Source organism: Thermodesulfobacterium thermophilum DSM 1276, assembly GCF_000421605.1.
GTDB classification, from domain to species: Bacteria; Desulfobacterota; Thermodesulfobacteria; order Thermodesulfobacteriales; family Thermodesulfobacteriaceae; genus Thermodesulfobacterium; species Thermodesulfobacterium thermophilum.
The window spans coordinates 1-25,062 of record NZ_ATXI01000012.1; the positions used below are offsets into that span (position 1 = coordinate 1).

General features: G+C 38.1%; 26 protein-coding genes and 2 pseudogenes. 6 read left to right on the top strand and 22 right to left on the bottom strand.

Annotated features, from left to right (window positions below; genetic code table 11):
* Positions 1-255, top strand: a pseudogene (locus H529_RS11875) (hypothetical protein); the annotation flags it as partial.
* A 264-nt stretch (positions 256-519) separates the two neighbouring features.
* On the top strand, positions 520-1,050 hold the full coding sequence (locus H529_RS10440) for a HyaD/HybD family hydrogenase maturation endopeptidase (RefSeq protein WP_022855730.1): 531 nt from the start codon (positions 520-522) through the stop codon (positions 1,048-1,050).
* Here the strand turns inward: H529_RS10440 and hypF are convergent.
* Genes hypF through hypB form a run of 4 tightly spaced genes read right to left on the bottom strand, consistent with a single transcriptional unit; the run spans position 971 to position 5,376 of the window.
* Positions 971-3,223: a carbamoyltransferase HypF gene (gene hypF / locus H529_RS0106570; protein WP_022855731.1), complete on the bottom strand. Its 2,253-nt coding sequence runs from the start codon at positions 3,221-3,223 to the stop codon at positions 971-973. The genes H529_RS10440 and hypF overlap by 80 nt on opposite strands.
* On the bottom strand, positions 3,213-3,563 hold the full coding sequence (gene hypA / locus H529_RS0106575; protein ID WP_000544228.1) for a hydrogenase maturation nickel metallochaperone HypA: 351 nt from the start codon (positions 3,561-3,563) through the stop codon (positions 3,213-3,215). The genes hypF and hypA overlap by 11 nt, the downstream gene beginning before the upstream one ends.
* Before the next feature lie 9 nt (positions 3,564-3,572).
* Positions 3,573-4,583 carry a hydrogenase expression/formation protein HypE gene (hypE, locus tag H529_RS0106580; protein WP_022855732.1) on the bottom strand — a complete coding sequence of 337 codons (1,011 nt, stop codon included), beginning with the start codon at positions 4,581-4,583 and terminating at the stop codon, positions 3,573-3,575.
* 10 nt (positions 4,584-4,593) lie between these two features.
* The gene (gene hypB / locus H529_RS0106585; RefSeq protein WP_022855733.1) at positions 4,594-5,376 is read right to left on the bottom strand and encodes a hydrogenase nickel incorporation protein HypB; all 783 of its coding nucleotides are present in this window, start codon (positions 5,374-5,376) and stop codon (positions 4,594-4,596) included.
* A 72-nt stretch (positions 5,377-5,448) separates the two neighbouring features.
* Here hypB and trxB point away from each other — a divergent pair, with 72 nt between their 5' ends.
* Genes trxB through H529_RS0106605 form a run of 4 tightly spaced genes read left to right on the top strand, consistent with a single transcriptional unit; the run spans position 5,449 to position 10,965 of the window.
* Complete coding sequence (gene trxB / locus H529_RS0106590) at positions 5,449-6,387, top strand: thioredoxin-disulfide reductase (RefSeq protein WP_022855734.1); 939 nt, start codon at positions 5,449-5,451, stop codon at positions 6,385-6,387.
* Complete coding sequence (phnD, locus tag H529_RS0106595; RefSeq protein ID WP_022855735.1) at positions 6,371-8,026, top strand: phosphate/phosphite/phosphonate ABC transporter substrate-binding protein; 1,656 nt, start codon at positions 6,371-6,373, stop codon at positions 8,024-8,026. Before trxB ends, phnD begins: the two co-directional genes overlap by 17 nt.
* On the top strand, positions 8,013-9,614 hold the full coding sequence (locus H529_RS0106600) for an ATP-binding protein (RefSeq protein WP_022855736.1): 1,602 nt from the start codon (positions 8,013-8,015) through the stop codon (positions 9,612-9,614). Before phnD ends, H529_RS0106600 begins: the two co-directional genes overlap by 14 nt.
* Positions 9,604-10,965: a sigma-54-dependent transcriptional regulator gene (locus H529_RS0106605; protein WP_022855737.1), complete on the top strand. Its 1,362-nt coding sequence runs from the start codon at positions 9,604-9,606 to the stop codon at positions 10,963-10,965. Before H529_RS0106600 ends, H529_RS0106605 begins: the two co-directional genes overlap by 11 nt.
* A gap of 56 nt (positions 10,966-11,021) precedes the next feature.
* On the opposite strand, the gene H529_RS0106610 is transcribed toward H529_RS0106605, so the two are convergent.
* The 18 genes and pseudogenes from H529_RS0106610 to H529_RS0106700 all read right to left on the bottom strand — a co-directional run bounded on the left by H529_RS0106610 (position 11,022) and on the right by H529_RS0106700 (position 25,062).
* Positions 11,022-11,999, bottom strand: coding sequence for a methyl-accepting chemotaxis protein (locus H529_RS0106610; RefSeq protein WP_081642274.1), 978 nt, complete (start codon positions 11,997-11,999; stop codon positions 11,022-11,024).
* Positions 12,000-12,148: 149 nt separating this feature from the next.
* Positions 12,149-12,466 (bottom strand): annotated as a pseudogene (locus H529_RS0106620) (cache domain-containing protein); the annotation flags it as partial.
* Between the two features lie 12 nt (positions 12,467-12,478).
* A complete protein-coding gene (locus H529_RS0106625) occupies positions 12,479-12,892 on the bottom strand; it encodes a hypothetical protein (RefSeq protein WP_162138244.1) in 414 nt (137 codons plus the stop codon).
* Positions 12,893-13,049: 157 nt separating this feature from the next.
* Positions 13,050-14,414 (bottom strand): NADH-quinone oxidoreductase subunit N, encoded by a 1,365-nt coding sequence (locus H529_RS10445; protein WP_022855741.1) that lies wholly within the window; start codon positions 14,412-14,414, stop codon positions 13,050-13,052.
* Positions 14,415-14,444: 30 nt separating this feature from the next.
* Positions 14,445-15,911 carry an NADH-quinone oxidoreductase subunit M gene (locus H529_RS0106635; RefSeq protein ID WP_022855742.1) on the bottom strand — a complete coding sequence of 489 codons (1,467 nt, stop codon included), beginning with the start codon at positions 15,909-15,911 and terminating at the stop codon, positions 14,445-14,447.
* A gap of 12 nt (positions 15,912-15,923) precedes the next feature.
* Positions 15,924-17,702 (bottom strand): Na(+)/H(+) antiporter subunit D, encoded by a 1,779-nt coding sequence (locus H529_RS0106640; RefSeq protein ID WP_022855743.1) that lies wholly within the window; start codon positions 17,700-17,702, stop codon positions 15,924-15,926.
* Complete coding sequence (locus H529_RS0106645) at positions 17,692-17,943, bottom strand: hypothetical protein (protein ID WP_022855744.1); 252 nt, start codon at positions 17,941-17,943, stop codon at positions 17,692-17,694. Before H529_RS0106645 ends, H529_RS0106640 begins: the two co-directional genes overlap by 11 nt.
* 16 nt (positions 17,944-17,959) lie before the next feature.
* Positions 17,960-18,109, bottom strand: coding sequence for a hypothetical protein (locus H529_RS11590; protein ID WP_022855745.1), 150 nt, complete (start codon positions 18,107-18,109; stop codon positions 17,960-17,962).
* On the bottom strand, positions 18,106-19,587 hold the full coding sequence (locus tag H529_RS0106655; RefSeq protein WP_022855746.1) for a monovalent cation/H+ antiporter subunit D family protein: 1,482 nt from the start codon (positions 19,585-19,587) through the stop codon (positions 18,106-18,108). Before H529_RS0106655 ends, H529_RS11590 begins: the two co-directional genes overlap by 4 nt.
* Before the next feature lies 1 nt (position 19,588).
* Positions 19,589-19,894 carry an NADH-quinone oxidoreductase subunit NuoK gene (gene nuoK / locus H529_RS0106660; protein ID WP_022855747.1) on the bottom strand — a complete coding sequence of 102 codons (306 nt, stop codon included), beginning with the start codon at positions 19,892-19,894 and terminating at the stop codon, positions 19,589-19,591.
* Positions 19,881-20,402, bottom strand: a complete 522-nt coding sequence (locus H529_RS10450; protein WP_022855748.1) for an NADH-quinone oxidoreductase subunit J family protein — start codon at positions 20,400-20,402, stop codon at positions 19,881-19,883. The genes nuoK and H529_RS10450 overlap by 14 nt, the downstream gene beginning before the upstream one ends.
* Before the next feature lie 9 nt (positions 20,403-20,411).
* Complete coding sequence (nuoH, locus tag H529_RS0106670; RefSeq protein ID WP_022855749.1) at positions 20,412-21,425, bottom strand: NADH-quinone oxidoreductase subunit NuoH; 1,014 nt, start codon at positions 21,423-21,425, stop codon at positions 20,412-20,414.
* Between the two features lie 21 nt (positions 21,426-21,446).
* Positions 21,447-21,929, bottom strand: a complete 483-nt coding sequence (locus H529_RS0106675) for an NADH-quinone oxidoreductase subunit C (RefSeq protein ID WP_022855750.1) — start codon at positions 21,927-21,929, stop codon at positions 21,447-21,449.
* The gene (locus H529_RS0106680; protein WP_022855751.1) at positions 21,911-22,294 is read right to left on the bottom strand and encodes an NADH-quinone oxidoreductase subunit A; all 384 of its coding nucleotides are present in this window, start codon (positions 22,292-22,294) and stop codon (positions 21,911-21,913) included. Before H529_RS0106680 ends, H529_RS0106675 begins: the two co-directional genes overlap by 19 nt.
* A gap of 3 nt (positions 22,295-22,297) precedes the next feature.
* Positions 22,298-22,858: an NADH-quinone oxidoreductase subunit NuoI gene (gene nuoI, locus H529_RS0106685; protein ID WP_022855752.1), complete on the bottom strand. Its 561-nt coding sequence runs from the start codon at positions 22,856-22,858 to the stop codon at positions 22,298-22,300.
* Positions 22,855-24,060 (bottom strand): NADH-quinone oxidoreductase subunit D, encoded by a 1,206-nt coding sequence (locus H529_RS0106690; RefSeq protein ID WP_022855753.1) that lies wholly within the window; start codon positions 24,058-24,060, stop codon positions 22,855-22,857. The genes nuoI and H529_RS0106690 overlap by 4 nt, the downstream gene beginning before the upstream one ends.
* Entirely contained in the window at positions 24,057-24,554 is a 498-nt protein-coding gene (locus H529_RS0106695; protein WP_081642277.1) for an NADH-quinone oxidoreductase subunit B, read from the bottom strand. The genes H529_RS0106690 and H529_RS0106695 overlap by 4 nt, the downstream gene beginning before the upstream one ends.
* A gap of 1 nt (position 24,555) precedes the next feature.
* Positions 24,556-25,062, bottom strand: a complete 507-nt coding sequence (locus H529_RS0106700) for a 4Fe-4S dicluster domain-containing protein (RefSeq protein WP_022855755.1) — start codon at positions 25,060-25,062, stop codon at positions 24,556-24,558.

The window sequence follows — 25,062 nt, forward strand, 5'->3', positions numbered from 1 at the left end:
CTTAAAAAACTGCTAAAAAACGCTTCCAAATACCATATCCTCCATCAAGAAATCATTAAAATCTGCTGGAAAATCCTCCTTTGTCCCTGTGCTAAAAGACTTTACCCTGTTGTCCCTCTTACCATTGATACTTTACTCAAAGAAGGACACTTAAAACATTATTTCACCAATATTATCAACGAAACTAAAACTATTTCCCTTGGAACCCTAAAAAGAGTTCCTGGTCATCTATCATCAAGTTCCGATTTCAGCTGATTTTGGGAAGTATGCTCAAGGGGGGTTAGGCTATATAGAAGTAGACTTTGCAGAACACGATGGAGGTTACTTTTTCAGTGAGAGAATAATGATCTAACTAATACCTGTTTCAGGGACATAGTATTTTGAGCTAATACAGATCAACTTCCTAAATTAATAACTATTTTTACCTGAAAATCTAAAAATTTATAATTTAAGTTTAAAAATGTTATGGTATATTGAAATTTTTAAGACCTCAAAAAAAAATAATGATAGAGTTTATCGATGATGGATAAAGTTGTGGTCTTAGGAATAGGAAACGTTTTGCTTGCAGATGAAGGAATAGGAGTTTTAGCAGTTAAGGTTTTAGAAGAGTTTTTTGAGATCCCTCATGAAAAGGTGGAGCTTGTTGACGGAGGAGTAGGTAGTTTCCAACTTCTCCCTTACATAGAAAAAGCTAAAAAACTTTTGGTAATAGATGCCATCGCAAAAGGAAGTCCTCCTGGCACCCTTCACAAATTTACTAAAGACACCCTGCCTAAACAGGTTCTTGAAAAACTTTCAATTCATGAGGTAAGCTTTTTAGACATACTAACCTTGGCTGAGATGAGAGGTTTTTCTCCTGAAGACCTTGTGGTGTTAGGTTTAGAACCTGAAATTCTTGAGATGAGATATGAACTTTCTCCTTCAGTAAAGGCTAATTTTATCCCTCTGATTGAAGCGGTGGTTTCTCAACTTAAAGATTGGGGTATAGAGCTTGTCCCAAAGAAAGACCTCCGTCGTTGGGAGGAACTTTTGTCTGTAAATAGACCTTAAAACCTTTTTTGGTGAGCCTTTCTATAATTCTTTCTACCAGAGGCTTGTTCATCATAACCCCTCCAGAAAGGCAAACCTTCTCTATCCCTATTTTTGTAGCCATTTCCTCACAAACCTTAGCCAGGGTATTGATAAATTTGGTAGCCTTTACTGGCAAAGGCTCTTTCCCAAAGGTAATCTCTTCTATCATCTCTTTCCAGTCAAAAATCAGGATATCCCCTTTTTCCTCTATTTTTATTGCATAATCATCTTTTAAATCATACAAAAATAGGTCTTCTAACTGCATCGCAGATTCTCCCTCATAGTGGTTAACAAAGTTTAAACCTGTTAGCGCAGCCACTCCATCAAAAAGTCTTCCACAAGAAGAGGTTAGAGGTGAGTTTATACCCTTTTTCCAGGCTTGATAAAGAAGGGTCAACTCTTGTTGAGTAAATTCTTTTAAAAAAGGTAAGGAGAGGTCGAAAGTTTTTTCTCCAAAAAGTTCAAACATCAAACTTAGGGCTACCCTTTTAGGTTCTTTTACCGCTTTTTCTCCTCCTATCAATCTAAAATGTTTAAAATGACCAACCCTCTGATACTTATTTCCTTTTACTACCAGAATTTCTCCTCCCCAAACGGTATGGTCTTCTCCGTATCCTGTACCATCCCAGGCAATTCCCAAAACCTCATCAAAGATTCCGTTTTCTGCCATACAAGAAAGGATGTGGGCAAAATGATGCTGTATCTTTATAAGTTCAATCTTGTGTTCTTTGGCAAAACGTTCTGCCCATTTGGTGGTCTCATAAAGAGGATGGAGGTCAGCTACCACGACCTCTGGTTCAAACTCATAAAGCTTGATAAAATCTAAAAGGGTTTTTTCGAAATCTTTTAGGTCTTCTAAAGTTTCTATGTCTCCGATGTGCTGACTTAGCACTATTTTGTTTTGGAAGGCAAGGGCAAAGGTGTTTTTTTCCCTTGGGCCTACCGCAAGCACCCGCTTTTTTACGTTAAAGGGAAGAAAAACCGGCAAGGGTGCATAACCTCTTGCCCGTCTTATAAACACAGGACCACCGGCTATTACCTTTACCACCGAATCATCGGCTCTTCTTAAGATTTTTCGGTTATGAAGAAGCAAGTAATCTGCAAGGGAAGAAAGCTTGTTAAAGGCCTCTTCGTTGTCTATCACTATAGGCTCATCTGAAAGGTTGGCAGAGGTAACCACCAAAGGAAGGTCTATCTCTTTTAGAATTAAGTGATGCAAAGGGGTGTAGGGCAAAAAAGCTCCTATTTTTTTTAATCCTGGGGCTATTTCCTCAGGTAGAAGCTTGCCTTTTTTTTCTAAGAGGACTATCGGCTGAGAAGGAGACAAAAGAAGCTCTTTTTCCTGAGGGGTAACCAAACAATATTCTTCTAACTGGGCTAAATCCTTAAACATCACAGCTAAAGGCTTTTTAGACCTCCTCTTTCTTTGTCTTAAAAGTTTTATCACCTCACCGTCAGTAGCATCGCAGACAAGATGAAATCCTCCTAAACCTTTGACAGCTACTATTTTTTTCTGTTTTATTTTTTCTATGGCTTGATATAAAGCCTCTTCCTTTTCTGCCAGCTTGTTTCGTTTAAAATCATAGAATTCAAGCTGAGGGCCACAGATCGGGCAAGCTATAGGTTGGGCATGAAACCTCCGGTCAACAGGATTGGTATATTCTTCAAAGCATGCAGGACACATCGTAAATTCTTTCATCACCGTCTTTTCTCGGTCATAAGGTAAACTCTCTATGATGGTAAACCTTGGTCCACAAAGGGTGCAGTTGATAAAGGGATATCGATACCTTCGGTCTGAAGGATTAAACAGCTCTTCTAAACAAAATTCACAGGTAGCTACATCAGGCAAGATGTCTAAGGTTATCTCTTCATCTTTGAGACTTTTTTTAATCAAAAAGTCTTCATAGCCTACAGAGGGAAGTTTTTCATGAACCACACGGTAAATTTGCGAAAGCCGGGGTTTTTCTTTAACTAACCTCTCTAAAAAATCCTGTAGAGTATCCTCGTTGCCTTCAACCTCGATAAAAACTCCGTTGGTATCGTTGCTGACAAAACCTGTCAACCCTAAGGATTTAGCAAGGTTATACACAAAAGGGCGAAAACCAACCCCCTGGACTACCCCGTTTATCCTGATCCGGTATCTAATCCTCATCGACCAGTTCTAAGCTTTTAAGTAACATCTCTTCTCCTGAAAGAACCTCAGTTTCAAAGGAGCCACAAAAAGGACAGGTAAGATCCCATTTCTCTTTTGAAAATTCTTGCTGACATTTCTGACATCTCATCCTAAGGTCTTCTATTTCTATCACGATTTCTGCGTCTTTTAAAACGCTTCCTTGCTTAAAAAAATCAAGGGCAGTTTGTAATAACTCAGGCTCAACCCCAGAAAATCTTCCTATCAACAAAACCGCCTTTACTACTTTTTTCTTAGGGTGATTAACCATCAAGTCTTCTACGGTTTTTATCACGTTTTGAACGATAAAAAACTCATGCATAGGCTTTACCTAACAAATCCTCGGGAAGAGTTCTCCTGAGGTATTTTCTAAAACCCTATGAGTGCCATACAGTGTTTTGAGATATACTTGAGGAGAGGGACTATGGTCCAACACCTGTCCTATGATGTTAGCTTCAGCTGCAGATGGATGAGACCTTAAAATTTCTAAAGCCTTTTCGGCATCTTTTTCTGGTAAGGCTATTACTACTCTTCCTTCACAGGCTAAATGATAAGGCTCAAATCCAAGGGCCTCACAAAAGGCCTTTACCTGAGGCCTCACAGGAATTTTTTCTTCCTCTACCACCAGATTTACCTGAGAACTATAAGCCCATTCATGAAGAGTAGCGGCTAATCCTCCACGGGTTGGGTCTCTCATCGCATGGATTTCAATCCCACTTTCAAAAAGGGGTTTTAACACAAGCCAAAGGGTTTCGCAGTCACTTTCTAACTCTATGTCTACTTTTATACCTTCTCTTTCTGCCAAAATACAGGCCCCATGGTCTCCTATAGGGCCAGAAACCAAGATAACGTCTCCTGGTTTTAGGTTTTTACAAGAAATGCCTGAATAAATCACCTCTCCTATACCTGAGGTTGTGATAAAAATACCGTCTACCTCTGACTTAGGTACGATTTTTGTATCTCCTGCCACGATGTAAATTTCGTTTTTTATGGCCTCTTCTTGCATAGACTGTAAAATCTTTTCTAAATCTTTGATTTTAAACCCCTCTTCGATGATAAAACCTACCGTAAGATATAAAGGTTTAGCCCCCATTACCACTAAATCATTTACCGTGCCAGTTACAGCAAGTTTTCCTATGTTGCCACCTTTAAAGAAGATAGGTTTTACGGTAAAACCGTCTATGGTGAAAGCCAATCGAGAAATTTGATTGGTTAATAAAGCTGCGTCTTCAAGAGGCTCAAGAATAGGGTTGGTAAAATATTTCAGAATAAAATCTTTTATCAAAGATAAGGTTTCCTCTCCGCCTCCTCCATGAGCTAACAAAAGTTTTTCAACTCCCATAACCTTTCCTCTATCTAAGAAATTTTTTATATTGAGTATAGGAATCCTCTAAAAATTTGACCCAAAGGTCAAACCCTTCTCCTGTTTTGGCAGAAAGGGCGATAATCTGAGCCTTAGGATTGATCTTCTGGATCTGAGATTTTACCTTTTCCAAGTCAAAGTCAAAATAGGGAAGCAAATCTATCTTGGTGATAACCACCAACTGAGAAACTTTAAAAATGAGAGGATATTTTTCTGGTTTGTCTTCTCCTTCAGGCACTGAAAGAAGGGTTACGTTAAGATGGGTGCCAAGGTCATAACTTGCAGGACAAACAAGATTCCCTATGTTTTCTACAAAAAGAAGGTCGATCTGATCCATCGGAAGTTTATGCATAGCCTTATGAATTAAAGAGGCGTCTAAATGGCAGGCACTGCCTGTGGTTATTTGATACACAGGGACTCCTTTTTTCCTTATCCTTTCAGCGTCTCTCTCTGTCTCTAAGTCCCCTTCTATCACCCCAATCCTTAACTTTCCTGAAAGAAGTTCTACCGTTTTTTCTAACAAGGTAGTTTTCCCAGACCCTGGGGCACTCATAAGGTTTATGGCGTAAATTCCGTATTCCTCAAAGTGTTCTCTGTTATGTCTTGCCTGAAACTCGTTATATTTCATGATGTCTTCAAGGAGTTGCAAAGTTTCCTTAGAATGGGTATGTCCATGGTGGGGTTCATGGTGGTGTTCATGATGATGCTCATGATGTTTTTCCGATCCTTCTGAAGGATGATTAACCAAACCACACCCACATTCTTTACACATCTTTTCACCTCTTAATAAAATTTAAAAAGAAATTATAATATAAAACTAAAAAAAGTAAAATAAAAAACCAGAATGATCCAACAAACTACTTATGACCTAACCATAATAGGTGGAGGGCCTGCAGGTCTTACTGCCTATCTTTATGCTCAAAGGGGGATGCTAAACACTCTACTTATAGAAAAAAACTTTTTAGGTGGTCAGGTAGTCCTTACAGAACAGATAGAAAACTATCCCGGATTTCCTGAAGGTATATCAGGGTTTGACTTGATAGAAAAGATGGTTAAGCAAGTAGAAAGATTAGGGTTGAACTTATTATCAAAAGAAGTCGTTAGTATAGAAAAAGAACAGGAACTTTTTAAAATCTGGTTTTCTGACAAGACCTACGTTTTAAGTTATGCGGTGATCTTAGCTTTAGGGGCATCCCCTAAAAAATTAGGTATTCCTGGGGAAAAGGAATTGATAGGCAAGGGAGTTTCTTTTTGTGCTACCTGTGACGGACCTTTTTTTAAGGATGAGGTGGTGGCTGTGGTAGGAGGTGGAGATTCGGCTCTTAAAGAAGCCTTAGAACTTACCAAGTTTGTAAAAAAGATTTTTTTAATTCACCGAAGAGATAAGTTTAGGGCTGAGGCCTATTTGCAAAATTTGGTTGTTAAAAACCCTAAGATTGAGATAATCTTGAACTCGACCGTAGAGGCTATCGAAGGAAAACACAAGGTAGAAAGGATAAAGGTTTTAGATAAAAAAACAGGAGAACTAAAATATTTAGAAGTTTCTGGGGTCTTTATTTTTATAGGATATGAACCTAATACCTCTTGGTTAAAAGGTTTCGTAGAGTTAGACCCTAACGGTTTTATAATTACAGATAAAAAGATGGAAACCTCTCAGAAGGGAATTTTTGCCTGTGGAGACTGCGTTAGTAAACCCTTTAGGCAAATAGTGATTGCCTGTGGTGAGGGCGCTGTAGCCGCACTTAGCGTTAGAGAGTATTTAGAAGATGTTAAAAAGAAATAGGTTTTGGGCTCTATTTTTAACCATCTTCTTAGGGTTTTTATTATCCGGGTGTTTTAAAGACAAAGGAAGACAAACTCAGGAAAATAAGCCCTCGGAGGTTTTAAACGGACCTCCTTTAGTTATAGGGGTCTTAAACGTAAGCTCTCCTCAACAAACCTTTTTACAGCTTTATCCTTTAAAAACCTATTTAGAAAATCAACTTAAAAAACCTGTTTCGATAGACATCTCAGCCAACTTTGAAGAGCTAACCCAAAAAGTGGCAGAGGATAAACTACATCTTCTAATGATAGACCCAGCTTTTTACTGCGAATTAAAGGCCCTTTATCCTCAAAAGATTTTTCCTCTAGTTAAGCCCAAGGGAGGACAGGGAGAGGCAAGCAGCATTTTTGTAACCAAAGAAAATTCAGGAATAGAAAGGATTTTTGATGCTGTTAACAAACGGCTTGCCTTAGGGGATAAAAATTCTTCTTTCAGTTATCTAATCCCTTTGTCCATGCTAAAAGACTTAGAACTTTCTCTAAAAGACTTTTCTAAGGTAGATTTTTTAGGTCAGGAAAAAAGGATTGCTCTCTCCGTGTTGATAGGAGATTATGAGGTAGGAGCCTTAAGTGAATCGATAGCCAAACCTTATTTAACCTCAGGTCTTAAAGTAATAAAGTCCTCTGAAAAAGTGCCTGTATTTTTGATTGCTTCAACCTCTGCTTTAAAAGAGAAACAGTTATTAAAAGAAATCCTTGTGTCTCTTCCTAAAGAGGTTTTAACTAACCTGCAGATAGAAAAACTTGTGCCTGCTGAAGACAGAGACTTTGACTACATAAGAGTACTGATAAAATTATTTAAAGGAAAGGATTTAATAAAATACGGGCCTGATACCATAAAGGTTGCCATTTTACCTCTTTACAGTCCGCTTACTATCTATCAGAGGTTTGATCCTTTGATGAAGTATCTTTCAGAAAAGACAGGAAAGGAGTTTAAAATTGTCATCCCTAAAAATTTCGAAGAATTTATCACCTTAGTAAAGAAAAAAGAAGTACACTTTGCCTATCAAAATCCCTATGTTTATGCTCTTCTGTCGAAATCTGGGCATGCAAAGGCTATAGCCCTAACTGTAGGAGAAGATTGTATAGATGAACCAAGTGAGGTATGTGGAGGAGACAGGTTTAGAGGTGTTATTATCGTAAGAAAAGATAGCCCGATTAAAAAGATAGAGGACTTAAAAAACAAAAAAATTTTTATAGTTTCTCCCTATTCTGCCGGTGGTTTTCTTTCACAAAAAATTTATTTAGAAAAAAGAGGATACAATTTAAGGCGAGATTTTCGGTTAGTAGATGTAAAAAGGCAAGAAAGGGTAATCATCGGGGTGTATAAAAAAGAAGCAGACGCAGGGTTCATAAGAGAGGCAGCTCTTGGTGTTTTTGGAAAAGAAGTAGATCTTTCTCAGATAAAAGTTTTGACCCCAACAGAGTTTTTACCAAACTGGCCATGGGCGGTGGTTAAAGCAGACAAGGACCTTGCCAAAAAAGTCCAAGAATCACTCATTCATCTACCTGCTTCTATCCTGAAAAACCTGAAAGTAAAAAAATTTAAACCTGTGGAAGATAAAGAATTTGAACCTATAAAAAGATATGTTAATCCGTAAAGATTTTTTATCAACTTTTTATAAACTCTTAAGAAGTTTTAGCATTAAAAGCAGAATCTTTCTTTCTTTTTTGTTTTTGATAACCTTACTACTTTTTAGCGTAAATTTTTTGATAATAAACTACCAAAAAAATTCTTTAAAAAATCAATATTATGAAGGGCTAACCCATAACTTAGAAAACTTTTCTTTGGAGGTGGTAGACTGGTTGGTCTTTTTTGACCCTCTTAAACTTGAAGAAAAGGTAAGTTCTTTAAAAAACCTTCCTGGAATAGTATATGTGATGGTTGTTGATAAAAACGGAAGGATAGTAGCTCATACCAATCCTTCTAAATTAGGCCAATTTATTCCTGTAAATGATTCTACCTTCAAAACCTGGGAAAGTTTAGATAATAATGGGATAAAGCACTTTAACCGTCCGGTTTTCAAGGAAGACTTTTCGTTAGGTGCGGTTAGAATAGGAGTTTCAGAAACAGACATTAATGATTTTATTGAAAACTCTATAAATACGCTGAAACGTTATATGCTTTTTATATCGGGAGTTTTTTTGCTGGTAGCGCTTGTGGTGGCGTACTTTATCTCTATCACCCTAACCAAACCACTAAACAAACTTAAAAAAAGCATTCAAAAAGTGCAGGCTAACAAGTTTGAATTTTGTGAAAATGAAAAACTTATTTTATGTAAAGACTTCTACCAGTGCAAGGATTATCGATGCCCTTCTTACGGAAAAACCAGATGTTGGCTTAACGAAGATTCGAAAAAATGGTGTAAGAGTGTTTTAAAAATTGAGTGTGAAGACTGTTTTGTTTATAAGTATTCATGTGGTGATGAGTTAGGTTATGTAATAGAAAGTTTTAATAAGATGGTAGCAGACCTAAGGTCTTATATGGAACAACTTGATAAAGCCACCAAAGAAAAAATTAAGCTTGAAAAATATTCTGCGGTTTCAGAGATGGCCATGGTGGTTGCTCATGAAATCAAAAATCCGTTAAACTCTATTAAGGCTGCTTGTTCTTACCTTAAAACCAACTTTAAAGGTAAAGTTTTGCAGGAATTTCTTTCTATCATAGACAAAGAAACCCAAAGATTAAATGAACTGATCACCGGTTTTTTAACTTATGCAAGGCCTGTTCCTTTAAAACTTGAAAAAACGCAAATTAATAATATCATAAAAGAAATAATAAATTTGGTTAAACCTGAGTTTGAAGAAGAAGAAAAGCAAATAGAACTAGCCTTAGATCCTTCTATACCTGAGTTTTATTTTGACCCCTATCAACTCAAACAGGTGATGTTAAACCTTTTGGTAAACGCCGGAGACGCTACGAAAAAAGGGGATAAAATCTCGGTTGCGACACAAAGAGAAGGGGGATTGGTAGTTATTTCTGTAAAAGATACGGGTGAAGGGATACCAGAAGAACTGTTAGATAAGGTGTTTGAACCGTTTTTTACTACTAAAGTTACAGGGTCAGGACTTGGACTTGCTTGTGTAGAAAAAATCGTTAGAGAACATGGAGGCAAAGTATCTGTTTTTAGTAAAAAAGGAGAAGGGACAGAATTTAAGGTTTTCCTCCCGATAAGATATGAAATATAAGATACTTTTTATAGATGACGAGATAAACAGTCTAAAAACCATTTCTACCATCCTCAAAAAACACAATTACACTGTAATCACCGCCCAAACCGTAGAAGAGGGTATTTTACAGCTTAGAAAACATAAACCTCACTGTCTACTTCTTGATTACAGGCTTCCTGGGATGGACGGGATAGAAATGTTAAGATGGCTAAAAAAAGAACACATCATGTTGCCGGTAATCATGCTTACTGCTTATGGAACGATCGAAAAAGCTGTAGAGGCTATGAAATTAGGGGCTTTTCATTATCTGGTAAAACCGGTTGACCCTGAACTTCTGGTTGAAGTTATCAAAGATGCCATTTCTAAACATGAAAAATTAAACTATGACGAAGACATCTCTCATAAATTCCCAGAAATCATAGCTAAAAGTTCGGTAATGAAAGAAATTTTTTATATAATAGAAATGGTAGCTGATAGTAACTCTAACGTGCTTATCACCGGAGAATCTGGTACAGGTAAAGAACTGATAGCAAGGTCAATTCATCGACTCTCCAGAAGAAAAGACCGTCCGTTTATAGTGGTTGACTGCACTACCCTCCCAGAAAATCTTTTAGAAAGCGAACTTTTTGGATACGAAAAAGGAGCATTTACCGGAGCTACAGAGAAAAAAATAGGACTTTTAGAATTAGCTAACGGTGGCACTGTATTTTTAGACGAAATAGGAGAATTACCTATCAGTCTCCAAAAAAAGTTTTTAAGATTCTTGCAAGAAAAGGAATTTCAAAGGTTGGGAGGACTTAACAAAATCAAGGTTGATGTAAGGGTGATTGCTGCTACCAACAGAGATCTCGAAAACGCGGTTAAAGAAGGCTCTTTCAGAGAAGACTTATACTGGAGGCTTAACGTAGTAAGGGTGCATCTACCTCCTCTTAGGGAAAGAAAAGAAGATATTCCTCTTCTTATCCAGCATTTTGTCCAAAAATTTGCTCAGGAAAACAATCGTCCTATCCCGATGGTAGAACCTAAGGTGATGGAAATGCTGATAAACTATGAATGGCCTGGTAACGTAAGAGAGCTTATACATGTGATAGAAAGAGCGGTTATTCTTTCCACCTCTGGAGTAATTTCCCTAAAGCATCTACCAAAAAGAATTTTAGGTTCTAAAGAAAAAGAAATTTCTCCCTCGAACACCTTAAACCTGTTAGAGATGGAAAAAACCCTTATCCTTAAAGCGTTAGAAGAAACCGGATGGAACCAAACTAAAGCGGCTCAGTTGTTAGGTATCTCAAGAAAACAACTGAGGACTAAGATGAAACACCATGGACTTCTCCCTGGAATTTCTAACCAGGAAGAGGAGGAAAAAGATTAAAACATAAAATAAATCTATAGGCTCCCTCCTTTAGAGGGAGCCTAATTGACCTAAGATTATACCTTAAACTGAGAAACTATGTTTTTAATCTCCTCAGCAATTCTTCCTACTTCTTCACCTGATGCCTTAAGCTTTTGAGAAGAGCCAATCAATTTTTCTACACCAATCTTTATGGCTTGAGCATGGTCTTCGTTTAAAAGCACTTTGTCTCTGGCAAAAGTGATGTGCTCAAAGACGTTTTGGACAACTATAGCCTGTTCTTCAACTGCTGCAGCGATAGCCACCGCTGCCTCTTCTACTTTTTTCATCATTTCTACAATACTTTCTACAGAATGAGCAACTGAATTGCTACTTTGCAACAAAAGGTCAATCTTTTTCTTGATGTTTTCTGTAGCAACTTGTGTTTGTCTGGCAAGCTCTTTAACTTCGTTGGCTACTACGGTAAACCCTTTTCCGGCTTCCCCGGCTCGTGCTGCCTCAATCGATGCATTGAGGGCAAGAAGATTGGTCTGGTCTGCGATGTCTTTAATCAGGTCTACCACTTCTATGATCGTTGAAGAGGATGAAATCAATTCTCCTACTAAATTTTTTGATTTATCTACTTCTCTGGCAGTATCAGCTACGATTGACTTGCTTAACTGAGCTTTTTCACTTATCTCTTTTATGGCTTTAGTAAGCTCATCAAGTTGAGTGGTCACGTTATTTATAACCTCTACGGTCTCAGATGAACTTGCACTTATAAGGTCTGCTTTTTCCGTAAACTCCTTAACAGAGTTAAAGGTGGTGTCTACATCGTCTTGAAGTTTTTTAGAAAGTTTAAACAAATCCTCAGCCTTTTCTATTAGGTTTTTAACTATCGAAGCTAAAGTTTCTAAGAAATGGTTAAATTTAGAGGCTAATACTCCTAACTCATCTTGGGATTTTACCTCAAACCTAAAGGTTAAATCACCTCCACCTTTACCAAGTTCCTCTACCATGTTGGTTGTGTCTGACAAAGATTGTGAGATTTTCTGTAAGGATTTATTTATCACCATAAAGCCAAAGGAAAACACCGCAAAGGCAACAACACCTAAGATAAGTCCGCTAAAACGAAAAAGGTTTATAATCTCTCCACGGCTAGCCCCTATAACGATAACTCCTATTTGGTTGTTTGAATAATCATAAAGAGGGATGGCGTTAAAAACTAAAGAGCCAATCTCAACAGGATATTTTTTGGCATTAAGAAGCTTTTTAGTAAGTTCTCGTCGATGTTTTCGGTTTTAGCATAAAGAATTACTTTGTCTAAAACTTTGGCCTTACCCTTAGCAAGATAGGGGCTCATAATCTTTTCTAAGTCCTTGTTTACAAGGATCACATAATGGGAAATTTGACTATAAGTAGTTTGTAAATTTTTAACTAAATCTCTAAGATTCATTCCCAATTCAACAGAACCCAGGGTTTGTCCATCTCTTACTATAGGAGCAATACCCCTAAGGAAAAGACCATCTCTTCCTGCCTCAAGGCCGGAAAGAGGTTATTTTTCTTTCTGCACTTTAGCAACAGTAAAACGAAATGTGGATAAGTCGTCAAGGTTTACATCTTCCCCTTGAGGACGGTTCCAGCGTAAAAAAGACCTTGGGCCAGGGAGATGAAAATGTATATGATATTTATTCAATCCAGCTGATTTAATCTGAGGAGTTACTGTTTCACGAAGGATTTGACCATACTTTTCAAAAATCTTTTTGTTAGCATCATTTACCTCAGAAAGTGTACCAGCTTCTTTAAGAAGAGATACATAAACCTCACTTACCGATTTAGTTTGAGCAAGCAAGGACGCATAGGAGACAAGAATTTCACTTTCATCTTTAATGGTTATCTTATAAGCGTTTGCAAGAATCCCAACAAGTTTTTCTGTATCTTTAGCATAGATAAAATGCTTGGTAACCACATACAAAAAGAAGCCGGTTATCAAAAAGAAGACCAATGAAATGTAAAAAAGTCTCTTTTTTAACTGGTTAATTAATGAAAGATTGCCATACCAATCCCTTCTTTTTAAGCTTATATATTTAATATAGTTTTAAATTAAAAAGATATTACAGATATTTTTAAGGTAAAAAGGGAAAAACCCCGAGGATAATGGTAAAGCATAGGGCAACAACAAGTACCAATCTTAAAGATATAGCCATAGAAGGCATAGAGATTTGCCCTTCATAAAAAAACATCTTTACACCTACCCTTAGATAGTAGTATGCTGAAAGGATGCTGAAAAGAATACAGATTACCGCAACCCAGGTATATCCAGACTCTATGATAGACTTAAATATAAAAAATTTGGCTACAAAACCACCAAAAGGGGGAAGGCCTGTCAGGGAAAAAAGGAAAACTAACATGGATACAGCTAAAAACAGATTAACATGAGAAAGTCCTAAAAAACCATTTATCCTTTCTCCTTGAGGAAAAGAAATAAGAGTAGCAAAGGCACCAAGGTTCATAAAGGTATACACAAGAGCGTAAAAAGAAATAGCTTTTAGTCCTGAGTTTGAGCAGGCTATAACCGCAAGTAAAAGATAGCCTGCATGGGCTATAGAAGAATAGGCAAGAAGACGTTTAAGATTGACCTGTCTTAAGGCTAAAACATTACCTATGGCCGCGGTTAAAAGGGCTACAAAAATCAAAGGGCCTACCCATAGTTCAGGTTTTTGAGACAAAGCTTCGGTGAGAAAACTTGCCATAGCCCCTATGGCAGCAACCTTAGGGCCTACAGACATAAAAGCTGTCACCGGAGTAGGAGCACCTTCGTAAACATCAGGAGACCACTGATGAAAAGGGGCAAGCCCAGCCTTAAAAGTAAAGGCAGAAAGGATCAGTATGGTTCCTGTAAAAAGATAGAAAGAATGTTGAGAAATCAAGGAAAGGTTCTCAGCGATAACCTTAAAGGTTGTTCCTCCAAATATACTGTAAAAGATAGAAATCCCTAAAATCAGCAAGGCTGAAAACATACTACCTAAGAGATAATACTTAAGGGAGGCCTCGTTTGCCTTAGGGTCTGTTACCACAAAACCAGCCAAAAGATAAAGACAAAGGGACATAAACTCTAAGGAAAGAAAAAGGCTTAAAAGTTCCTTGGAGGAAACCATAAACATCATCCCTAAGGTGCTAAGCATAAGAAGAAGGTTAAACTCATAAAAGAGGTCATCCTTTATCTGGGAGTAATTCATACCCAAAAGGCTACAAATCCCCAAGTTTATCAAAAACACAAGTTTTAAGATTTGACTAAAGGAATCGGCTACAAACATCCCTTTAAAGGCTTCTCCCTGAACCTGAAACAACGTAAGCAAAGTTAAAACAGAAAAAGCGATTACCAGCAAGGAATGAACCACCCTTTTTTTTATCCAAAGGCCTAATACAAAATAAAACAAAGTAAATCCTATAAAAAGAAGTTCAGGAAAAAACGGAGTTAAGTTTATCATGGTTACCTCCTAAAACCCTTTCTAAAGGCCTTAAGTTAGAAAATTGATGATTTGTATCACCGAGTCTTTTAACACACCTAAAAGCACCTGAGGATAAAATCCTATCATAAAAACCAAGACCACTAAAGGTATAAACATTAGCACTTCTCTTAGGTTGAGGTCATAAAGTTGGTCTTTAATCTCAGCAGGCACCTCTTTTAATACAACCCGATAATAAAGCCAAACCATATAAGCGGTTCCCAAGACAAATCCCAGAGGTAAAAAAGCTCCTAAAAGGATTCTGTCTTTAAAAACACCAAGGGCTATCAAAAATTCCCCTATAAAAGAGTTAGTGCCTGGAAAACCTATGGCTGCAGCAGAAAAAAGGGTGTAAAAAAACACAAAAATCGGAACAACTTTGCCAAGTCCTCCATATTTACTCAGGTCTCTTGTGTGCGTTCTTTCGTAGATAGCACCTATACACATAAAAAGCGCACCAGTTACTATACCGTGATTGATCATTTGAAGGATCGCTCCTTCTATAGCTTCTTTATTCAGGGTAAAAATACCCAATGTAACAAAACCCATGTGGCTTATACTGGAATAGGCTATCAAACGTTTAAAGTCTGTTTGCATAAGGGTGACTAAGGCTCCATAAACGATCGCTGTGATAGAAAGGACTTGCATTATCTCTTTTAAGCCAAGGGTTGCTTCTGGACAGAAAGGAATGGTAAACCTTAAAAATCCATAGGCTCCAACTTTAAGAAGAATACCTGCTAAAATAACAGAACCTGCGGTAGGGGCTTCTGTGTGGGCATCAGGAAGCCAGGTATGGAAGGGAAACATGGGAACCTTCACGGCAAAAGCTACAAAAAAGGCTAAAAACAGCCAGTATTGAAGGTTTACAGGTAATTGAACTTTAGAAAGCTCTATAACATCAAAGGTCTTTCCTCCTGCATAGTAAAGCACGATAATCCCTATTAACATCAACACACTACCAGCAAAGGTAAAGATTACGAACTTAACCGAGGCATAGATTCGGTTATAACTTCCCCAGATACCTATAAGTAAAAACATCGGAATAAGCATCGCTTCCCAAAATACATAAAACAAAAACATGTCTAACGCACAGAAAACCCCTAACATGATGGTTTCCATCATCAAAAGCAAGGCATAAAACTCCTTTACCCTTTGTTTAATGGCTGTCCAGGAACACAACACACATAAAACACTGATTAAAAGGGTTAACATAACAAAAAGTAAACTTATTCCGTCTATCCCGACCTTATAGTAAGCGTTTAAGAAAGGAATCCACCGAAAGGTTTCTACAAATTGAAACTGTGGATTGGTTTTGTCAAAATTTGTCCACAAAGGAATACCAAAGACCAAGTTTAACAGGGTAGTCCCTAAGGCAATAAACTTAGCCAAACCATCTTTTTTAACCAGAAAGATCAAAGCAGCCCCTAACAAAGGAAAGAAAATAAGAAAAGAAAGGGTTGGAAAGCCTAATTCACCCATCTATTCACCCCTTTAAGAAAGCATCGGTAAAACCAAAATTAACAAAAGGGTTATCAAACCTATAATCATGAGAAAGGCATAATCAGAAACCTTTCCTGTTTGAATTACTTTTATAATCTCACTTAACTTTAAAGACCCTTTGGCTAAGGTATGGTAACTTTTGTCAACCCCAGAAGTATCAATCTTTTTAGAAAGCCTTGCTAAGGCTAACATACCTCTTACAAAGATTTTTTCGTAAGCCTCACCGATTATCTGATAGTCTATCTTAGCGATTACCTTTTCTGCCAAAACCAGAAACCCACCTGTGGCCTTGCGATAAAACCAGTCAGTATCAAGGTTTACACATCTGATTTCAGGAGGATAAAGACCTGAAAGCATAAGTAGGGTAAAAGCTAAGGCCGAAAAAGCAAGAAGCTGTGTTTGATCGATTACATGGGCTGGGGTATAAGGTTGATAATCCACAGGGTAAGGTAAGATGGAATAAAGTAGTCCAGGAAAAACACCTATAGCCACACATAGAAAAGCCGCTATTCCCATGGCTACCAACATATGAGTAGGAGCTTCCTTGGGTTTTAAGCCGGAGTCATGGCTGAAAAAGGCAAAAAAGGGAATTTTAATCCCCGAGTGATGGAATACACCAGCAGAAGCAAATAAAAGCGTCAACCATATAAATAGCATTCCTCCTTCACCAGCGGCAGAAACTATCATAGACTTACTAACAAAACCACTGGTTAAAGGAACACCAGAAATAGAAGCTGCACCAACGATACAGAATATCGTCGTAAGAGGCATATACTTATATAATCCCCCCAGGTCAGTAGCGTTTATTTTTCCGGTTCTGTAAAGTACTGCCCCCATGGACATAAAAAGTAAGGCTTTATACAGAATATGGCAAAAAGCATGGGCTACTGTACCGTTTAAAGAAAGTTGGGTCCCAATTCCAATACCTGTGATCATAAATCCAACCTGGTTTATAAGGCTATAGGAAAGCACTCGCCTGAGATTATTTTCGATTACAGCATAAAATATAGGAAAAGCGGTCATCAAAGCCCCTATATAGATTAAAAGCTCTGTCCCGTAAAAACTTCTTGCCAAAACATAGACTGCTGTCTTGGTTGTAAAAGCAGAAAGGAAGACCGTTCCTGTTTCGGTAGACTCAGGATAAGCATCAGGAAGCCAGGCATGAAGGATAGGAAAGGCAGCGTTAATCCCAAACCCCAGAAAGATAAGCCAAGAAGCTAAATCTTGATAATTTAAACCGATATAATCAAACTTAAGAGAACCTGTTTGTTTAAACCAAAGGACTATACCTCCTAAAAGCAACAAACCTCCGGCTAAATGAACCAACAGATATCTCATACCTGCCGAGATAGCTTTTTTAGTCCTGGCTGTAAGGATGACCAAGGTTGAAGCTAAAGCCATAATCTCCCAGAAAACATAAAGAGTAGCCAAGTCTCCTGCAAAAACCACCCCTAAAGCTGCACCTGCATAGATAAAAGCAGATACTAAATGAAGGTTGTCTTTAACATGAAGGCTGTAGATGGCAGCTATCACCGAAATTAAAGAAAAAATATACCCAAAAGGCAAAGACAACCTGTCTACCCTTTTTAAAACAAGCTCTAAATCAAGCACCTTAAAAACCCATGAGATACCCTCTGACAAACTAATTACATAGAAAAAAGTCAAAAGCGGTAATCCTATTATATAAACGCTCCTAAGCCTACCTCTTAAAAAAGGAATTAACAAACTTCCAAAGATGAGGATGAGTGCAGGGGGTATGTTAATCATCATAGTAGTCTTCCCTCCTCATTACCAGAGGCCTTAAAATATGCTTTGCTGCTAACACCAACAACACACAGGCTACAAAACCAAAAGTTCCATAAAAAGAAGGATAACCATCAAAACCAAAATAAGCATGTTTGTGGATAAAGGGGTCTATTAAAACTACCAGCACCAAAAATAGATAAAACCCTCTTAAAAACCTCTTAACGTTATCCTGATAATCAAAAAAACCCTTTTTTTCTTGTTGCATAAGGGTAACCCCCTCTTTAGTGAGGCTTGTATCCTAAATAAAAGATTAAAATTAAATATAAAACGGCGACGCTAAAAACTATGTAAAAGGCCTTTCTATATCCTGGCCAGGGATTATGTTTTAGTATTTGTCTTTCTTGGGCTCCATTTTCCTGAGGCAAGCTCACCTAATAACCTCCTTAGCAAGGTTTATTAAAAAGTCCGGATAAAGGCCTAAAATAACGCTGATGATAGCTGTAATCAAAAGGGTGGTAGCCATAAAAGGATTTTCTCTTACTACGTGATGGGTTTCATGCCCTTCTCCCTTATATTCCTTAAAATAAGCCCTATAAACTATGGGAAAAAAATAGCCTGCATTAAGCAAAGAACTAAAGAGGAGTACACCTAAGGTCCAAAGATTTTGGGCTTCTATGGTACCAAGAAGGAGATACCATTTGGTAATAAACCCTCCTACCAGAGGGATACCTACCATACCAAGAGCCCCTATCGTAAAAGCAGCCATAGTGATAGGAAGTTTTTTGGCTATACCGTCAAGTTGACTAACCTCGGTTTTGTGAGCACAAACATAGATAGAGCCAGCACAAAAAAAGAGGGTTATTTTGGCAAAGGCATGGTTAGAGATATGAATGATACTTCCGATGGTACTATGGTAGGTAAGCAAAAGAGCACCGAGTAAGATGTATGAAAGTTGGCTAACGGTTGAATAGGCAAGCCTTGCTTTTAAGTTATCTCTGGTAAGGGCGATGATCGAAGCAGTGGTAATGGTAAAGGCTGCTATAAAAAGTGCCAAGTCCGTGGTATAAAGAAGTTTCATCGTTTCTTGACCAAACACAAAAAATATAGTTCTTAACACGGTAAAAACCCCTGTCTTTACTACCGCTACCGCATGAAGAAGAGCAGAAACTGGGGTAGGTGCCACCATCGCCGCAGGAAGCCAACCATGTAAAGGCATCGCAGCAGCCTTGGCAAATCCATAAAAATACATAAGAAAAAGTACACTTAAAAGTCCTCGATGAGCCTCTACTATATGGTTAGGGAAGATTCCTCCTTTTTGAAACTCAAGGGTACCTGCTAAAAGATAAGTGATGGTTATGGCTGCTACCAAAAACAGCTTAGCAGAACCTATCAAATAAATGGCATACTTTCTCGCCCCGGCTCGAGCCTCTTGTGTCTCATGATGAGCCACTAAAGGATAGGTTACAAAGGTAAGGGCTTCGTAAAATAAAAACATCGTAAAAAGGTTGGCAGAAAAGGCAACCCCTATGGTAGAAGAAAGTGCACCAGCAAAACAAGCATAAAATCGAGTTTGTTTTTGTTCGTGATGCCCCCTCATGTATCCTATAGAATAAAACGTAGTAATGATCCATAAAAATGAGGCTCCAAGGGCAAAAAGCAGTCCCATCGCATCTACTCTAAACTTCAAGGAAATACCAGGAAGTATAGAGAAAACTTCAAACTCTAAAATCTTTCCTGAAACTACCTCAGGGACCATCGATAAAACCAAGATAAATTTGATTATACCTGCCAAAACAGACCAGAATTCTCTTAAGTTAGGATTCCTTTCTCCGGTAGCGATGATAAAGGGTATAGCTAAAAGAGAAACCAGCACACAGAGCAAAGGTGTGATAGAGGTTTCTACTACCATCTTAGTCTTCCCTCAATAAATTGAATTCGTCTACTTTTAAGGTTGCTTTATTACGATAGGTTATAACCAAGAGAATAAGACCCACAGCTACAGCTCCAGCAGCACACCCTATGATAAAAAGCGCGATAACCTGAGGTCTTATGTCTTGTAAATAATGGCCTAAAGCCACTAAAGAAAGATTGACTGCATTAAGCATAATCTCTATAGAAAGAAGTAACATTATCAGGTTTCTTCTGATAAGAAAACCTACCAGACCTATCCCAAAAAGACAAAAGCTTACAATAAGATACCAGCTAAGAGGAACCATTAGTCTTCCTCCCAAAAAGCATAATTCCTATCCCAATAAGGGGTACTAAAAGGATAAACCCTAACAAAATAAGAGGATAAACATAGTCGCTAAAAAGAACCAAGCCTAAGGCTTTACTGTGTCCTTCCTTTTCTATAAACTCTATGGTATAAGGACCTTGATAAAAAATTTTATAATTCAAACCACCTATTACTAAAAAAAACACCAGCAAAAGAATAGCCCAAACTCTTAACTGCCAAGACTTTAAAAACACCTCACCTTTTTCTTCCTCTTTCAGGTCTAACAGAAAGATGACAAACAAAAACATCACCAAGATCGCCCCTGCATAAACTATAATCTGTACCACCGCTAAAAATTCTGCATTAAGTAAAAGATATAACCCTCCTAAATGCACAAAGGTTAATAAAATCCAGAGCAAACTTTTTACAGGATTTTTCTGAGTAATACCTAAAATCCCTGTCCCTAAAATCATCAAGGCAAAATAAAGAAAAAGACCTTGTAGAACCATCCTTTTCTCCTATGCAAACAACTTTTTAAACAAGATGGTAATAAAAAGGTTCACAAATCCCAAAGGTATTAGAACTTTCCATCCAAGACTTAACAACTGGTCAAACCTGTATCTTGGGAAAGTAGCCCTAACCCAGATATAAAGAAAGATAAAAAGATACACCTTTAACAAAAACCACACCCATCCTGGTATCCACTTCAAAAAAGGAAGAATAGCAATCACATATTTAGGAACGGTCCATCCACCTAAATAACACAGCGCTGCCAGGCTTGCCATGATGTACATAGCTGTATATTCTCCGAGGAAAAACAAGGCATACCTAAAAGCACTATATTCGGTTAGATATCCAGCAACCAGCTCGGTTTCTGCCTCAGGAAGGTCAAAAGGGGTTCTGTTGGTTTCAGCAAAGGCAGCGATCACAAAAACCACGAAACCTATTATCTGAGGTATGGCATAAAAACCAAAAAAGGAGTTATGCTGAGCAACGACGATGTCGCTCAGCTTAAGAGATCCTGCCATAAGAACTACCGAGGCTAAGCTTAAGGTTAGAGCGATTTCGTAGCTTAGCACCTGAGCAGCTGACCTTAGTCCACCTAAAAAGGAATATCTACTGTTAGAGGACCAACCTGCAAGGATAATACCATAAACTGCCAAACTGGCTGAAGCCAGAATAAAAAGAACTCCTACGTTGAGGTCTGCTAAAATAAAACCTTGCTCAAAAGGGATGACCGTAAGATTAACCGCGGTAAAAGCAAAAACTATAATCGGAGCTATCTTAAATACCGGTTGATAGGCAGATTGAGGGATTATGTCTTCTTTTCCGAAAATTTTTAAAAAATCAGCTAAAGGCTGAAGAATACCATGAGGTCCTACTTCTTTTGGACCAAAACGTGCCTGAGCTCTTCCGATTATCTTTCTTTCAGCATAGGTGGTAAAGGCCACATGCACCAAGGTTATAGCAAAGATAAATACAGTTTTTAAAACTAAAAACCCAAACTGATAAAAATCTAAAGTTCTATCCATGGTTTGTCCTTCTCCCTAAGTCTAACGGATTAGGTCCTTTACTCCATCCCAGAGGCCTTCCCCTTTAACAGGAAAATCTTTTCTCAAAGGATAACCTTTCCAGTCTTCTGGCATGTAAATCCTTTTTAAATCTGGATGCCCTTTAAAAATGATCCCAAACATGTCATAGCATTCCCTTTCTAACCAGTTGGCAACAGGCCAAAGGTCTACTACACTGTCTATGGTAAGGTCTTCTTCATCGATAAGGGCTTTGATCCTAAGCTGAACCTTATTAGGAAGGCTGTAAAGCTGATAAACTACCGCAAAACGAGGGATCTTCCCTAAAAAATCTACCCCAAAAAGGTCTTGCAGATGGTTAAAACTCCAATTCTCTTTAAGCCATCTTAAAATGTCTTTAATCCTATCTTTTTTTACCACCAAGAATTTTTGTGTTCTAAACTCTCCTATCTCTAAAATTTCTTCTTTAAATTGCTGTTGAAGGTCCTTTAAGATCTCTTCAACCATTCCAAAGCCTCCTTTTTGATCTCATAAAAATAGCCTAACAAAATAAGAAAGATAAAAAACAGCATCCCCCAGAAACCAAGAAAACCAAGGCTATTAAAGGTTAAGGCCCAAGGAAAAAGAAAGACCAACTCCACGTCAAACACCACAAAAAGGATAGCTAACACATAATAACCGATGAAGAACCTTTCTCTTACCTCTCCTGAAGGCAAATTACCTGATTCATAGGCCATAAGTTTCACAGCGGTCTTTTTCTTTGGACTAAGCAATTGATTTATAAAAATCGCAGCCACACTAAAAATGGTAGCCAAAATTAACATCAAAAAAACAGGCAAGTATTTTATCGGTAAGTAAGTGCCTGGGGTCACAGGTTAACCCTCCTGTTTAATCCTGATAGGGTTAGGAAACCTTTTTTCATAAGGAAGTCTTATCCTTTCTATCCCTCTTAGATACCAGAACTTGTTTAAATATTCTTGATGCTTATAAAGGCTTAAAAACTCATCCCAGTTTTGAAGTAACTTTTCTTTGGTAAAGTAATTTTCCTCTTTATCGTATGCTGCATACTCATAAAACTCAGTAAGGACGATAGCATTTACAGGGCATACCTCTACACAATATCCACAATAAACACATCTAAAGGCCTCAATTTCATATTTAGTAAGCACTCTTCTTCCTGAGGTTTCATCTTCCTTGTATCCAATGTAGATGCACTGAGAAGGACAAACTCTTGCACATCTTAAACAGGCCACACATCTCTCTTTACCTGTTTCAGGGTCTCTAACTAAGGCATGTCTTCCTCTAAAACCTGGGGTTATTTCCCTTTTTTGTTTGGGGTATCTTATGGTAACCGGCTGGGTAAAAATGGTTCTTAAGGTGATTAAAAGCCCTTTTATAAGGTCTATCAATAAAATCTTTTTTAACAGTTGTTTCATTTATCAGCCTCTCCCATAACGATATCAAGGGTTCCAATGATGGCTACCACGTCTGCCAAAAACTGACCCTCTGCAAGCTTAGGAATGGCTGAAATATGTATAAAAGAGGGCACCCTAATCCTTACCCGGTAAGGTCTCCCTGACCCATCACTTATGATAAAAAACCCAAGTTCTCCTTTTGCCCCTTCTACTGCTGAATAGATTTCCCCTTCAGGTAAAAGAGGTTCCTTCTCTTTTAAAAAAGAAATAAAAGCACCGGTAGACCAACCTTCTGGATGAAGCTTTTTTTTACCAGAAGGGGGAAGGTCTAACTCTATAGCGTTTTCTGCCAGGATACTTCCTTCTGGCATTTTCTGAATACATTGTTTAACTATTTTAGCAGATTGCCTCATCTCTTGGACACGACATAAATATCTATCATAGGTATCTCCGTGTTTTCCTACCGGGACCTCAAAATCTACCTCACTGTATGCGTCATAAGGGAAATGTTTTCTTACATCATAGTTTATTCCCGAACCCCTAAGACTGGGACCTGTAAGACCATAAGCTATAGCATCTTCAGGATTTATAACTCCAACCCCTCTGGTACGGGCTATCCAAATCCTGTTTTCTGTAAGCAAACCCTCGTATTCATCTATTTTTTGAAAAAATCCATCGATAAACCTGTCTATTTTTTCTAAGGTTTTTTCTTCTACATCAATCCTTACTCCTCCTATTCTTGGATAACTAAAGGTAAGCCTTGCTCCGCAAATTTCTTCTAAAAACCAGAGGATCTGTTCTCTTTCTCTAAAACAATATAGAAAAACTGTCATCGCACCTATATCAAGGGCATGAGTAGCTAACCAAAGTAAATGATTGCTAATCCTTGACAATTCGCAGACCATAGTACGAAGAAACTTAGCTCTTGGAGGAGGTTCTATTCCTAAAAGTCTCTCAACAGCCACACAATAACCTACGTTGTTTATCATGCTTGCGATGTAATCTAACCTATCGGTTAAAGGTACAACTTGAGGATAGGTTTTAGTCTCAGCAAGCTTTTCTATACCTCGATGAAGATACCCTACCTCAGGCCTACAGCGGGCAACCCTTTCCCCCTCAAGTTCTAGAAAAAGCTTTAACACTCCATGGGTAGCTGGATGGTGAGGACCCATTTGTAAAACAAACTTTGAGGGTTCTATCTGTTCTAAAACATACCCTTTCATTTGTTATAACCTTCTAAAATTTTTTGTTGTAATTTTATAACCCCCTGGAAAAAAGCCTCTGGCCTTGGTGGACAACCAGGTATGTAAACATCTACCGGAAGGATCTGGTCTACCCCTTGCAAAACACTATAGGTTTGAAAAATTCCTCCGGTTGAGGCACAGCTACCTACCGCAATAACGAACTTAGGCTCTGGCATCTGATCATAAAGCCTTCTCACAATCGGAGCCATTTTATAGGTAACCGTTCCGGCTACTATCATCAAATCTGCTTGACGAGGAGAGGCTCTAAAAAGAACCCCTAACCTATCAAAATCATAGTGACTGGCACCGGCTGCCATCATCTCTATAGCACAACAGGCAAGCCCAAAGGTAAGGGGCCAAAGCGAATTTGCCCGGCCCCAGTTTATGAGTTTATCAAGGGTGGTGAGAAGGACACTATCAGTCCCTTTTACCAACTTTACCCCGTCTGCTATTTCAACCGTAGGGTTTTCCATCTTAATAGAGGTTAGCATAGGCTTCCTTTACAAACTTTTCTCTTTTAATAGTAGAAGCTTCTTGAGCTGAAACCCATTTTAAAGCATGGGTAGTACATTTAGACACACAAGCAGGTAAAAGTCCCTGGTCAATCCTGTCTTTACAATAATCACATTTAACTACTTTCCCGGTCTCTGGGTTAAACTGAGGAATACCCCAGGGACAGGCAGTGATACAGTTTTTACAACCTACACAAAGATTTGGTTCTACAAAAACTATTCCATCTTTAGCCCTTTTCTGCATGGCTCCTGTGGGGCAGGCTTTTACACACCAGGGGTCTTCACAATGAAAACAGGGCATAAAGATAAACCGTTGAACCACCTGTTCGTTTATAGCTTTGATATCAGTTGGGATGATCCTGCAAAGCCTTGGCCCAGGGCCTAACCCTTTGTTGGTTTTACAGTGAACTTCACAGGCAAAACAACCGATACATCTGTTGTGGTTCTGATATATATAATAAAGGCTCAT